The organism is Arthrobacter sp. UC242_113 (assembly GCF_044054585.1).
Taxonomy (GTDB): Bacteria; Actinomycetota; Actinomycetes; order Actinomycetales; family Micrococcaceae; genus Arthrobacter.
In genome coordinates this window covers 2,097,731-2,110,583 of the sequence record NZ_CP171968.1, presented here as the reverse complement: position 1 = coordinate 2,110,583, position 12,853 = coordinate 2,097,731, and the positions used below count along the sequence as shown (strand labels likewise).

At 61.8% G+C, this 12,853-nt stretch carries 12 protein-coding genes; 8 read left to right on the top strand and 4 right to left on the bottom strand.

From position 1 onward, the window contains the following. The first annotated feature begins 78 nt into the window (after positions 1 to 78). Genes glf through ACHMXB_RS09520 form a run of 4 tightly spaced genes read left to right on the top strand, consistent with a single transcriptional unit; the run spans position 79 to position 4,871 of the window. Positions 79 to 1,266 (top strand): UDP-galactopyranose mutase, encoded by a 1,188-nt coding sequence (gene glf / locus ACHMXB_RS09535; protein WP_395404740.1) that lies wholly within the window; start codon positions 79 to 81, stop codon positions 1,264 to 1,266. After that, entirely contained in the window at positions 1,263 to 3,275 is a 2,013-nt protein-coding gene (locus tag ACHMXB_RS09530) for a glycosyltransferase (protein ID WP_395404738.1), read from the top strand. The genes glf and ACHMXB_RS09530 overlap by 4 nt, the downstream gene beginning before the upstream one ends. Continuing rightward, a complete protein-coding gene (locus tag ACHMXB_RS09525) occupies positions 3,265 to 4,143 on the top strand; it encodes an ABC transporter permease (RefSeq protein WP_102971996.1) in 879 nt (292 codons plus the stop codon). Before ACHMXB_RS09530 ends, ACHMXB_RS09525 begins: the two co-directional genes overlap by 11 nt. 2 nt (positions 4,144 to 4,145) lie before the next feature. Further along, positions 4,146 to 4,871, top strand: a complete 726-nt coding sequence (locus ACHMXB_RS09520; RefSeq protein ID WP_102971997.1) for an ABC transporter ATP-binding protein — start codon at positions 4,146 to 4,148, stop codon at positions 4,869 to 4,871. An 89-nt stretch (positions 4,872 to 4,960) separates the two neighbouring features. Here the strand turns inward: ACHMXB_RS09520 and ACHMXB_RS09515 are convergent, their stop codons facing one another. Next, the gene (locus ACHMXB_RS09515; RefSeq protein WP_395404735.1) at positions 4,961 to 7,024 is read right to left on the bottom strand and encodes a DUF6541 family protein; all 2,064 of its coding nucleotides are present in this window, start codon (positions 7,022 to 7,024) and stop codon (positions 4,961 to 4,963) included. A 112-nt stretch (positions 7,025 to 7,136) separates the two neighbouring features. Between ACHMXB_RS09515 and ACHMXB_RS09510 the strand changes: the two genes are divergently transcribed. The 3 genes from ACHMXB_RS09510 to ACHMXB_RS09500 are packed head-to-tail and all read left to right on the top strand — an operon-like array spanning position 7,137 to position 8,985. Then, positions 7,137 to 7,802 carry a glycosyltransferase family 2 protein gene (locus ACHMXB_RS09510; RefSeq protein WP_258006486.1) on the top strand — a complete coding sequence of 222 codons (666 nt, stop codon included), beginning with the start codon at positions 7,137 to 7,139 and terminating at the stop codon, positions 7,800 to 7,802. Between the two features lie 3 nt (positions 7,803 to 7,805). Then, the gene (locus ACHMXB_RS09505) at positions 7,806 to 8,159 is read left to right on the top strand and encodes a DUF2304 domain-containing protein (RefSeq protein ID WP_102972000.1); all 354 of its coding nucleotides are present in this window, start codon (positions 7,806 to 7,808) and stop codon (positions 8,157 to 8,159) included. A 1-nt stretch (position 8,160) separates the two neighbouring features. After that, entirely contained in the window at positions 8,161 to 8,985 is an 825-nt protein-coding gene (locus tag ACHMXB_RS09500) for a glycosyltransferase (protein WP_395404733.1), read from the top strand. Between the two features lie 40 nt (positions 8,986 to 9,025). Here ACHMXB_RS09500 and ACHMXB_RS09495 read toward each other — a convergent pair whose 3' ends face one another. The 3 genes from ACHMXB_RS09495 to ACHMXB_RS09485 form a co-directional block, all read right to left on the bottom strand. Continuing rightward, positions 9,026 to 9,820 (bottom strand): SDR family oxidoreductase, encoded by a 795-nt coding sequence (locus tag ACHMXB_RS09495; RefSeq protein ID WP_395404731.1) that lies wholly within the window; start codon positions 9,818 to 9,820, stop codon positions 9,026 to 9,028. Beyond that, positions 9,817 to 10,608, bottom strand: a complete 792-nt coding sequence (locus tag ACHMXB_RS09490; protein WP_395404729.1) for a cytidylyltransferase domain-containing protein — start codon at positions 10,606 to 10,608, stop codon at positions 9,817 to 9,819. Before ACHMXB_RS09490 ends, ACHMXB_RS09495 begins: the two co-directional genes overlap by 4 nt. A 72-nt stretch (positions 10,609 to 10,680) precedes the next feature. Beyond that, a complete protein-coding gene (locus ACHMXB_RS09485; RefSeq protein ID WP_395404727.1) occupies positions 10,681 to 11,766 on the bottom strand; it encodes a Gfo/Idh/MocA family protein in 1,086 nt (361 codons plus the stop codon). Between the two features lie 277 nt (positions 11,767 to 12,043). Here ACHMXB_RS09485 and ACHMXB_RS09480 point away from each other — a divergent pair, with 277 nt between their 5' ends. Next, positions 12,044 to 12,853: a hypothetical protein gene (locus ACHMXB_RS09480; RefSeq protein WP_395404725.1), complete on the top strand. Its 810-nt coding sequence runs from the start codon at positions 12,044 to 12,046 to the stop codon at positions 12,851 to 12,853.

Here is a 12,853-nt window from a genome sequence, read left to right as displayed (position 1 = left end):
GTCGGGGGAGACTCGGGTAGGCTAGGTCAGCAGACAATGCACAACATTGGGCTGCCCGAATTCGAAACAGGAGATTTAGTGACTGCTGACCTCGTCATCGTAGGATCAGGCTTCTTTGGCCTGACGATCGCAGAACAGGCCGCCAGTGAGCTGGGCTTGAAGGTAGTCGTCCTCGACCGCCGCCACCACATCGGAGGCAATGCCTACAGCGAGAAGGAAGAGCAGACCGGGATTGAGGTTCACCGCTACGGTGCGCACCTGTTCCACACGTCGAACGAGCGCGTCTGGGAGTACGTCAACCGCTTCACTGCCTTCACAAACTACGTGCACAAGGTCTATGGCGTGCACGGCGGGGAGGTCTTCTCCCTGCCAATTAACCTGGCCACGATCAACCAGTTCTTCCGCGCCAACATGACGCCGGGAGAGGCGAAGGAACTCATCCAGGAGCAGGCTGGGGAACTTGCCGGGACAGACCCCCAGAACCTGAACGACAAGGGCATTCAGCTCATTGGGCGTCCGCTTTACGAAGCCTTCATCAAGCACTACACCGGCAAGCAGTGGCAGACGGATCCCAAGGACCTGCCCGCGGGCATCATTTCCCGCCTTCCCGTCCGGTACAACTACGACAACCGGTACTTCAACGACAAGTACGAGGGTTTGCCGACCAACGGCTACACCGCCTGGATCGAAAAGATGGCCGAGCACCCGAACATCGAGGTCCGGCTCAACACGGACTTCTTCGACGAGTCGCACGAGTACAGCAAGAGCAAAGTGGTCGGCAGCATCCCGGTGGTCTACACCGGACCGGTGGACCGCTACTTCGACTACGCTGAGGGCGATCTGTCCTGGCGCACCATCGACTTCGAGGAAGAAGTGCTCGACGTGGGTGATTTCCAGGGCACTTCAGTGGTCAACTACAACGACGCCGATGTGCCCTACACCCGCATCATCGAGCCCCGCCACTTCCACCCGGAACGCGGCTACCAGGCCGAGAAGACCGTCATCATGCGCGAGTTCTCACGTTTCGCGGAAAAGGGCGATGAACCGTACTACCCGATCAACACGAGCGCAGACCGCGAGCGCCTGCTCAAATACCGCGATCTCGCTGCAGACGAAAAGAACGTTCTCTTCGGCGGCCGGCTCGGTACGTACAAATACCTTGACATGCACATGGCCATCGGGTCGGCGCTGACAATGTTCGACAACCAGATCCGGCCCCATTTCGAAAGCGGAGCCAACCTTGAAAGCGGAGGAGTGGACGCATGAGCACAGCAACCAAAAGTGAGGACCTGGGCGTCAGCGAGGAAGGCCAAGCATGGCGGGTCCTGCAGCGGGTCATTTTGCCGAGCCAAAGCCAGATGGACACCGTGCCCCTGTACCTTGACACCGGGACGGCCACGGGTGTGCAGTTGCCCACGTCGAACCTTGAGGCCAACAGCAGGACCCAGGCCCAGACCGTCAGCGCTCCGAGCAAGGAAGCGCACGTGGAAGACTTCCTGACCCGTCATTCGACGTCGGTCCGGCCAGGAGAGCGTGTCTCGTTCGGCAGCTACTTCAACGCATTTGCGGCAAGCTACTGGCGTCGCTGGACCACGGTCAACAGTGTCCGGCTGTCTGTGTCCACTGCCGGTTCGGGGTCCGTGATTGTCTACAAGTCGAACGCCCGCGGTGCGCTCCAACGCGTTGATTCCCGGAATGTCGACGGCGGCTCGGTCAGCACATTTGACCTGACCCTCGCCCCGTTCGGCGACGGCGGCTGGTACTGGTTCGATCTCGTGGCAGGGTCTGAGCCTCTCGTGCTCCGGAACGCTGAGTGGCTGACAGAGGGCGACAACAGCCGGCAGGGTAGCGCCACGCTGCAGATCACAACCCTCAACAAGACAGAATTCTGCATCAACAACCTCAAGCTGCTGTCCGAGAACCCGGATGCGCTGGAGCACATCAAGGAGCTCGTGGTTGTTGACCAAGGGACTCAGAAAGTCTCCGACGCCGACGGTTTCGCCGAAGTGGCTGCGGCGTTGGACGGCAAGCTGAGGATCATCAACCAGGACAATCTGGGCGGCTCCGGCGGATTCGCACGTGGCATGTACGAGGCAGTCGAGAACGGCAGCGACTACGTGCTGCTGATGGACGACGACGTCGTAGTAGAGCCCGAGAGCATCTCAAGGATGCTCACTTTCGCAGACCTGTGCAAGACCCCGACTATCGTCGGCGGCCACATGTTCGACCTGTACAACCGCACGGTGCTGCACACCTTCGGTGAGGTCGTAAACCCCTGGCGCTTCCTCTGGGAACAGTCCCGTGAGGACATGCTGCTTGGCCACGACTTCCAGTCGACGAACCTGCGTCAGACCAGCTGGCTCCACCGCCGTGCCGATGTGGATTTCAACGGCTGGTGGATGTCGCTGATCCCAACGAGGATCATCCGTGAAATCGGGCTTGCACTTCCGGTATTCATCAAGTGGGATGACGCCGAATACTCCCTCCGGGCCAAGGAACAGGGCTATCCGACCGTTTCCATGCCCGGCGCGGCGGTCTGGCATGTTTCCTGGATCGACAAGGACGACCTTGTGGGGTGGCAGGCATACTTCCACGCCCGCAACAGGTTCATTGCCGCGCTGGTCCACAGTCCCTACGAGTTTGGCGGCCGAATCGTCCGCGAGTCGCACTACGCCGATATCAAGCACCTTGTGTCCATGCAGTACGCCACGGCACGGGGGCGCAACATGGCGCTGCGCGATCTCCTGCGCGGGCCGGGGCAGCTGCATGAGCAGTTGGCCAAAAAGCTGCCTGAAATCCGGGACATGATGAAGAACTACCCGGACTCGGTGATCGCCACTGATCCGGACGCCTTCCCAGCCGCGAAGCTGGACAAGCCCCCGAAGCACGGGCACGGTGTCCGCGAACCAAACAAACTTGGGTTGATCCCGATCGCGGCCAAGACCGTGCTGCGCCAGCTGGTGCAGCCCGTTGCGCCGTCAAGCCAAGTCCGGCCTCAAGCGAATGTGGCTCACCAGGACAACCGCTGGTGGCGCATGTCCCAGTATGATTCCGCCGTCGTCACGAACGCGGAAGGCACCGGGTCAGCATGGTACAAACGCGACCCGAAGGAGCTCCGTTCAATGCTTGCAGAGAGTGTACGCCTGCACTCACTGTTGCTGAAGGATTGGAAGAGGCTCAGTGCTGAGTACAAGGCTGCGCTGCCTGAGATCACATCCATACAAACGTGGAAGAAGACCTTTGACGCACATAGTGAACGTGTAGATGAGCGTTAGCACGGAGGAGTTGGCCCGCCCCGGCGTCGGCGGCGGGCTCGCCGAGGTCTTCCGCACGCGGTTCTTACTCAAACTGCTGGTCCGCAAGGAACTGAAGGTCAGGTACCGGGGTTCTGTTTTGGGCCTGCTTTGGTCGTATGTGAAGCCGGGTGTGCAGTTCATCGTTTTCTACATTGCGCTGGGCGTTTTCCTCGGGCTGGAAAACAGCCCACGCAACCCCAACGGACTGCCTAACTACGCGATCTACCTGTTTTCTGGAATAGTACTTATCAATTTCTTCACCGAGGCGTTGGGTAACGCTTCCCGATCCATTGTGCACAACGGCGGATTGATCAAGAAGATATACCTGCCGCGGGAGCTGTTTCCGGTGGCGTCCGTATGGGTTTCGGCTGTGCACTTCTTTCCGCAGCTCGTGATCCTCGTTGCGGCCTGTGTGTTCGCGGGTTGGCACCCCTCCGTATTCCAGTTGGCAGCTGCAGTCGGGGGGTTTGCCATTGTGGGGCTCTTGGCGACGGGACTGGGACTGTTGTTCGGTGCCGTGAACGTTTACTTCCGCGATTCGGAGAACTTTGTCGACATGCTCTTGATGGTGGCGACATGGGCGTCCCCAGTGATGTACGCGTGGACTATGGTGGCGGACAAGCTGGGACAATTCTGGTTTACCGTTTATCAATTCAACCCGATAACGGTGGGTGTCGAATCATTTCACTTCGCGTTTTGGCTCCCGACGACGGACGGCAGCACCCCTCTCCCGCCTAACCTGCTCCAGTTTTGGATGCCAGTGGCATTGTTAGTCTCTGCCGGCGTTCTGCTCGTCGGGCAGGCGACCTTCCGTCGGCTTGAAGGCCGTTTTGCACAGGAGCTTTAAAGTTGCCCACCGCTATTGAAGTTAAGAACATCAACAAGCAGTTCGTTCTCCGCCATACCCGGTCGATCAAGGAAGCCATAGTCTGGCTCGTCAAGGGCCGCAAGGGTGATCTCTCAGAGAAATTCCATGCACTTCACGACGTCTCGCTGGAAATCGATCAAGGCGAAGCCGTTGCCCTCCTGGGATTCAACGGATCCGGCAAATCGACGTTGCTCAAGCACATTTCAGGTGTGATGGTGCCCGATAGCGGGACTGTGCGGACACGCGGACGGGTAGCCGGGCTGATCGAGGTAGGCGCCGGATTCCATCATGATCTGTCGGGCCGGGACAATGTCTACCTTAATGGGGCAATCCTCGGCATGACGGAGGAGCAGATCAACGAGCGCTTCGACTCCATCGTGGAATTTGCCGAAATAGGTAAATTCATCGACACCGAGGTGAAATTCTACTCGTCAGGCATGTATCTGCGGCTGGCCTTTTCTGTAGCAGTCCACACCGACCCTGAAGTGTTCCTGGTGGATGAGATTCTCGCGGTCGGTGACGAGCCGTTTCAGAAGAAGTGCATTGAGAAGATCCAAGAGCTGGCGGCGGAGGGTAAGACCCTCGTAGTGGTGAGCCATGATTTGGACCTTGTGTCCCGCATCTGCGACCGCGGAATCCTCCTCGAGCGCGGAAACATCACATTTGACGGCCCGATCGAGCAAGCGGTAGCCACCCTGCGCGCCTAGAGCGGGCAACCCCATACCCTTCACCTGAGCACTGGCATCCCAACAACCTGAACCGTTGGGATGCCGGCGGCGCCTGAAGTCAAGACGATCTACTGGTGGCCCAGCGGGCCGCAACCGGTCACTTGGTAGAGCTTGGCTGGTCCTTCCCGATCAACGAGTTTAAGCCCGGGGGCGCTGTCAGCCTTGTCCATGGCGGTATTGGGGTGGGCTCCACCGTGGACCTCATGGTCATCGAAGATGAGGGCATACTGGACGTTCAATTTCTTCACGGCGGGGCAAACCACCGGATTGACTCCCGCCTCGTCGATCCGGCTCAAGATGACAAGTTCTTCTGGCGTGCGGCGACCGACGATGTGCGGGGACACAGAGCGGCGCAGTGACAGTCCCTCAGTAAGGGACGCACCGGTCCAGGGATCGCCATAAACGGTGGCTTCGGCCGGAACATGGCTGGGCAGGCGGTCCAGAAGCACCCGCTCGTCAGTAGAAACGAGCGGGGCATGCGGTCCGGTCCTGTAGTTGGCTGACGCAAGGACCTGCTCTTTCCCAACGGCACCGAACTGCGCACCCACGGCGATGGCGAAGACTCCGACGATCAGAACGGCGGCGGGCGCAATCTTGTCCAAGGCAGTCGCGCGGGGAAGGCGCAGGATCCTGCTGGCGGTCTCGCCCGCCCGGTTCCTTGTTGCCGCAGAGGCAGCTCCGCGCAGAATGCCTTCGCCACCCAGCACGGCCAGGGGAAGCAGGACGACGGGAAGCATCGCGGCGAGCCGGAATGAGTCGTTGTACCAAACGCCGGTCAGGAAGTGCCGGGTCTCGCTCGCAGGAAGCGCGGACGCCACGACGAAGAGTCCGGCAGCGATGAAGGCCATGCCCAGCACCCATACGAGCTTTCGCCGTGCGATGGAGGCGACAAGTCCCGCGACGAGCATCACGAACATCACCAGGGAAACATGCCTTCCCTGAGGTCCGGCGCCAAGAACCTCGCCGATGGCTTGGGAAACAGTCTGATAGGGCTGCCACCGTGACGCCGTGAGGCTTTGACCGGCCATGTCCCACACGAGGAAGACCAACGGAATGAACACGGCCGTCAGGACTGTAAAGCCGGCCAGCTGCCGTCCCGTGGCCTCCCGGCGCCTGTAGCTGGCGGCGAGGCGGACGAGCTTCGTCAGCAGCAGTGGGAGGGCCAGTCCAAACAGGGCCACGACAAAGCTGGGATGCGCCAGGGCCAGACCGGGCAGGATAAGGATGCCCTGGCAGAGTACCGGCACGATCCTCCGCTTCGTTGGGTTGAGGCCAAGGAGGTCGATCGTCAGCGCCAATGCGACCGGCATGATGGCGATCGCCAACAGGTTGGGGTACAGGACCCCAAAGTCGATCATGAGGTAAGGAAAAGAGCTGAAGCCGGCAGCGAGCGCCCCCGTCAGCAGCATGGGCAAGACCTGACCTGTTGAGATCCGGCTGATCAGGTACATCATTCCGAGCGGCCACATGACCGCGGCAATGACGATGTTGCCGGCGCTGATGGCTTCCGGGACTGAAACTGACGCTGTTGAGGCGACCAATGCGATCAGATCATGCCACGCCGCGGGGTAGAACGCCGCAGAAGCGGCGGTCAGGTTCCCCAATGTAAGGGACGAACCGGATCCGGTGATCAAGATATGACCGATGGCATTCAAGTGGAAAATGTTGTCGTACGTTTGGGATATGTTGCCGGGCGTGCCGATGATTCGCGCAAACCGCACCGTGATGATTACTGCCGGCAGGGCGAAGGCGGCAATAATCGCACCGCGCCTGACCCACTCCTGTGCTGATGTCAGGGCCGGATTCGTTCCGTCATGGTTCTCCGCGCTCCTGTCGAACGACCGCCGGGGCTGCGCCCCAAATACAATCCCACGCATGGCCAAAACGTAGCGCAGCACGAGAGCCGTGGCAGTGAGAATCAGGGCGCAGCCGGCCACAGGGATAATCCCGTAGTCAATGTTGGCGTACGGAGCTGCCACAGCAACGACGCCGGCGATGGTGACCGTCGTCGGACCCGATACCGCGAAGAGAGGAAGGCCCCTGACTCCTGCTCCGCGCATGACCACGAGCCCGGGCCCCAGGAAGATCACTGCAGCCAGCAGTAAAACGGGCACGAATGTCACCCAGGGCATGGGGGCTCCTCGACAGTTCAGGGAAATATGACCAGTGGCCAACACTACTGTAAGCAGGGCGAGCGCTCACTGCCGTCCCCGGGCCCCGCATTCGGTATGGGAGACTAGTCCAGTGAATCGAACGTGGATTGTCATTCCTATGTACAACGAAGGCACCGTTGTCGGCGATGTAATCCGAGGTCTCCTGCCTACTTTCCCCTACGTCGTGTGCGTGGATGACGGCAGCTCGGACGAGTCGGCAAAAATCGCCCGCGAAGCGGGAGCAGTGGTGGTGCAGCACCCGATTAATCTTGGTCAGGGAGCCGCCCTTCAGACTGGCATCGAGTATGCGCTGCAGGATCCCGCGCTTGGGTGCATTGTGACGTTCGACGCCGATGGCCAGCACAAAGTCTCTGACGCCTTCGAGATGGCGAACCGCGTTCTGAGCAACGAGGCAGACATCGTCCTCGGCTCGCGCTTCCTTGACGACCGCACCAAGCTCAGCCCGATGAAGCGGATCGTACTGAAAACTGCCGCGCTCCAGTCCAAGCTGTCCACTGGCCTGGACCTGACGGACGCCCACAATGGGCTGCGTGCTTTCAACCCGCATGTTGCCCGCAACATCAATCTGACGCAGAACCGCATGGCCCATGCCTCGGAACTCGTGAACCGGCTGGCGACGATGAAGCCCCGCTACGTGGAACACCCCGTGGAGATCATCTACACGGACTATTCAAAGGCCAAGGGGCAGTCCCTTTTGAACTCGGTCAACATTCTCGCGGAACTGTTTTTGAGGTAATTCATGCTTATTGTCATCCAGATTATTCTGGTACTCGCCGTCGTTCTGGTTGCCATGATCCTGATGAGGGGCGGTTCAAATGCCAGGCATCTGGCCATCCGCCGCCTCATGCTGATGGTGTTCACTTTCGTCGCAGCTCTGTCGATCTTCTTTCCTCAGATGCTGACCACGGTCGCAGGATGGTTCGGAATCGGCCGAGGAACGGACCTTGTCCTGTACGGCGTCGTTGTTTGGCTCCTGATCTTCATGGCCACCACGTACCAGCGGTTTCGCCAGACTGAAATTTCGCTGACGAAGTTGTCCCGGCGAATCGCCATTGACGAGACTCCGAGAGTCTGGGAAACGGACGGCAAGTAGCATGCCGGCACGACCGTCAGAACCTACACTTGATGTCTCGCTGATCATTCCGACCAACAGCATGCACCGGTGGCTGGACCGGGCTGTTGCCTCTGTTTTGGACCAGGAGGGTGCCAGCTTCGAGCTGATCCTCTACCTTGACGGTGTGGAACTGACCCCGGGCACTGAATGGGTCTCTGATCCCCGTGTGCGGCTGGTCCACGGTACGAATTCCCAGGGGGTGGGACATGCCCTGCGCGAGGCGTGCAAGCACGCCCGGGGGGAATTCATTGCTCGGCTGGACTCCGACGACGTCGCGCTGCCCGGTCGTTTCGCCCGGCAGGTGGCGTACCTGCGCGACCACCCGGACACAGTTGCCGTCACCGGCCAGGCGCCGTGGATTGACGAGGAAGGCACGAGAATCGGAGCCTTCGGACACGCATCAGGCGCTGACGTTCGTGGAAAGCTGCTGGAGCAGAACGTTCTCGTCCAGTCAGCGATCATGTTCCGTGCCGCCGACTACCGGGCGGTGGGCGGGTATAACCCGCTGAGGCAGATGGAGGATTACGACCTCTGGCTGCGCCTGGCCCTGCGCGGACGTATGGCGGTACTCGACGCCGACGTCGTCGAGTACCGCATCCACCCCAACCAAACCAGCCGGGGCGTCCATCCCCGCGCGTCCTACGTCAAGACTGTTTATGCCGGGCGCAAGAACCTCGCCCGGTTACTTGGAAGGTCAGCGGGCGGCCAGCTGATCCGCGACACGGCATTCCGTGCTGCCCTATACATGATGTGCTACCTGCCGCCGTCCCTGATACGGCGCATCCGAACGGCAGCCTCCCGCTAGCTCCAGTCCGCGGGCCTTGCGACAGCGCCGCAACGGGGGGCTACCAGGCGCTCCAGCCGCCGTCGACCGCAATCGTTTGGCCGGTGACGTACCGGGAAGCGTCCGAGGACAGCCAAGCGACAACGCCGCGGAAGTCGTCCTCTGTTGCCATCCGCTGCAACGGGGTCAGCTTCTCGTACCGATCGGTGAACTCGCCTGCCTGGCCCCGCGCGATTCCTCCGGGCGCGAAGGCATTGACGCGAACTGCGGGGGCCATCACCGTGGAAAGGTACCTCGTGAGCTGGACGATGCCGCCCTTCGTGGCGCCGTAGGCGGCGGGGTTGCCCATGACGGTGCCTTCGTAAAGGCCCATGTTCGGTCCCACGATCCCGTAAATTGACGACACGTTGATAATCGAGCCGCGTCCATCCGCTGAGAGCTTCGGCGCGAGTTCGCGGGCGAGGGAAAACGGGACGCGGAGGTTCAGCTTTGACGCGAGCTCAAAGGCCTCGTCGGTCTGTTCCGCGAAGGGGACGGCGTAGCCCGGGATACCCGAGGTACCGGTGAAGGCCGCATTGTTTACAAGGATGTCCAGTGGCCCGTCGATGGCTCTGGCCAGTTGAGTTGTTCCCCCGTCTTCGAGGAGGTTGACGGCTACGGCCATGGCCTGCACGCCGTACTCGCGGGCCAGCTGACCTGCGACGTCTTCGCAGGCGTCCGCGGCGACGTCCGAGACGACGACGTCGGCACCCTGGGCAGCAAGGGTCCCGGCCAGCACGCGTCCCAGGGGACCGGCGCCTCCGGTGACCAGGGCCCGGCGTCCCTTGAGGCTGAAGAGGCTGTCCAGCCCGGTCACTTGGCGGGCTCCGTGCTGGGCTCGCCCGGCGCCCTGCCGGGCGCATAGCCCGGCAACGGAGCCAGGCCCGCGCCGACGACGGCCTCGACCAGCCGGAACTCGTGTTCGTCGTCGATGCTGAAAGCATGCGTTTCCGGTATTTCCACGAACCCGTGGCGGCCCTCGTCGAACCAGCTGGTTTCCAGCCGACGGATGAAATCCGCCCGCCAGACGTAGAAGCTTCCATTGATGCGCATGTAACGCGGCACGTCCTGCCGGCGGACGACGCCTGTTCCTTCCTCGAAATACCTCACTAGGCCGGGGCCATCGGTTTCAGGCCGTACGCCCACCCAGGTCGGGTTGAAGAAGGGTTCGGAGACCGCAACCACGCCGTCCAGCTCCGGAGTGGCCACGAGGGCGTCGATGGCCTCGCGCACCCGCTCGGGGGTGCGGGTCGGGCTTGTCGGGTCCAGCAGCAGCACCATGTCGTAGGCCACGGAATCGACTTCCTCCATGGTCGCCAGGGCGTGCCGGAGCACCACGCTCATGGGTGCCGTGTCGGAGGCCAGCTCGGCGGGGCGCAGGAAGGGGACCTCAGCGCCGGCCGCACGGGCCGTTTCGGCGATGGCCTCGTCATCCGTTGACACGATGCACCTGACAGAATCTCCCAGGAGAGCTGCCAGCGCAACGGAGTGGGCCAGGAGCGGCTTGCCCATCAGGGGGCGGATGTTCTTGCCGGGTAGGCCTTTGGATCCGCCCCGTGCCGGGATGACCGCCAGAACGCGGGGGCGGATGGAAGTGTCAGTCATGGTGTTGTTGCCCTCGGAAGTCGTGCCCAACGTGCCGGAACGGACGCTGAAGTTTTCTGCAGCTGAAGCTGACTACCACAGTATCGGTTCTTTCCCGCCGGAGGAGTTGGCGGCCCTGGCGGCGTCGCAGATGGCTACGGCGCGAATGCCGTCCGAAAGCCCTGCCGGGACAAAGCCGGCCATCAGCTTGCCGGCGGACACGCCCGCCCGCTCCAGAACGGCAAGGGTCTGGCGGGCGAGAACCACATCGACGGAAGCATCATCCGGAAAGCGAATGGAACTCCGCTGGATGCCTGCCGCCGCCGCGATTTCGACGGCGATCTCGTTCTGCACAACGTCCCAGCCCAGCGCGCCGTCGGTGGTGCTGATGCGGATGCTGCGGGTTTTGACCGGGCTTACGTAGTCGAGCCGGATGTGGACCCCTCCATGGTCGCCCCACAACAGGTCTGCCGATTCTTCGGCCTGGATGCCGAGCACGCCGTACCCCAGCGTGGCCTGCAGGGAGGAAGGCGCACCGAGGAGCATGACGGGGTAGTCGATGTCATGGACGAGGTCGCGCAGGGCCCCGCCCTCCGCAGCGCGGGCCGAATAGCTGTCGCGATAATCGCGGTTGGGGCGCCACGCCGGCAGCCAGGACTGGGAACGAACCTGGGCGCTGGTGACCTGTCCCATGCGCGGGAGCAGGTCGGCCAGGGCCGCAAGTCCCTGGTGGAAGCGCAGCGGCGCGCTCACGGAAATTGTGTCTGCCCTCGGGTGGGCGGAGAGGGTACGGGCACTGGCCGCATTCTGGCTGACCGGCTTCTCCAGCAGGACGGCTTTGGGGCTCTGGTCCAGGGCCTCCAAGGCATCTTCGACGTGCCGCGAGGTGTCAGTGGCGATGATCACCACATCCAGGTCGGTCTCCGGGTACGAGGTGACCAATTTGACCGAGGCGGGAATGTCGCTCCGGCCGGCAAGGCTTGCGGTCGGACGGACGGGGAGTGCGAAGATGTCATCAACACCCATCCCCTCAAGCACTCGTAGATGGCGGGCGCCAATGGAGCCTGTGCCCCTCACAAGTGCCGAGGTTCTGTGGCCACTCTCGGGCCGTCCGGCTAGCCGCGCCGCAGGCACCGGAGCCAGGGCTGGCGAGACATCCAAGTATGATGTGAGCGTCATCTGCTCAACTCTATTGCTCAAGGCGCCGCTACTCTAAATGGATATCCAGAATCACTATTACGGTCACTCTGCGGCATTCGCGCACCATTGCGGGATGAACAGGATTCACCATATTCCGGGCTTGGTTCAACACGGATGGACGGTCAAATCACCTGTCCTGGCTCAGTTTGCAGACTTCAATGACCGCGGTGCCAACCGGAAACGGCTGGTCTGGACCTCGGCGTCGCGCGGATACTCGCCCGAAGGACCAGAGAATCTTTTCCCGGACGGATCTAGCATGATCACCGCCGTCGGGGCGCCGTTCCTGTATCTCCAGAAAGCGGTGCAGGACAGGGGCGGGCTGCCGGACCGGACGCTAGGGCCCCTGGTGCTGCCCCTTCACGGAACAGCACTGGTGAAAGTCAGCGGAGACCACGACGGGTTCGCGCAGGAGGTCCTCCGTCATGACGGACCCGCAACGGTGTGCCTCCATATTGAAGACCTCGAGCACCCTGAAATCTACAGTGCCTGGACGGACGCAGGGCACCACGTCATCAGCGCTGGAGACCGCCGGGACCCGCAATTTTTGGGACGGATCCTCTGGATGATGGCTTCTGCGCAGAAGGTGGTCTCCAACCGCATGTCCACGGCACTCCTCTACGCCTCAGCTGCTGGCGCCGACGTGGAGATCTACGGACCGGACTTCCAGCTCGGTCAGAACGCAGAAACGGACCCCGGGCTTCGGATGCAAGAGCTGTGGCCGGAATTCTATGAGCATTCACCGGACAACGTGGAGCTCAAGCGCATAGCAGACATGGAACTCGGTGTGCAGGACATGAAGTCGCCGGATGAACTGAAAAGCCTGCTCGGCTGGAACAGCCCCTCCATCGGTGCGTTCTGGGATTACTGGGCGAGTGGTCCGCTGGAAAAAGCCCAGGCGGTCCTCGGACTGCGGAAGCGCCCCGAAGGTGCCCATAGCGGGGAAGCGAGCCTGTCCCCGATCCATTTCCTCCGCCATCCGCTCAAGCACCTGCCGTCACCGCTGCCGACGCTCACGCCGGCGGTAGCTGTCGAGGCGGTCCGGCTCAAAGAGTCGGGCCGGCTCTAG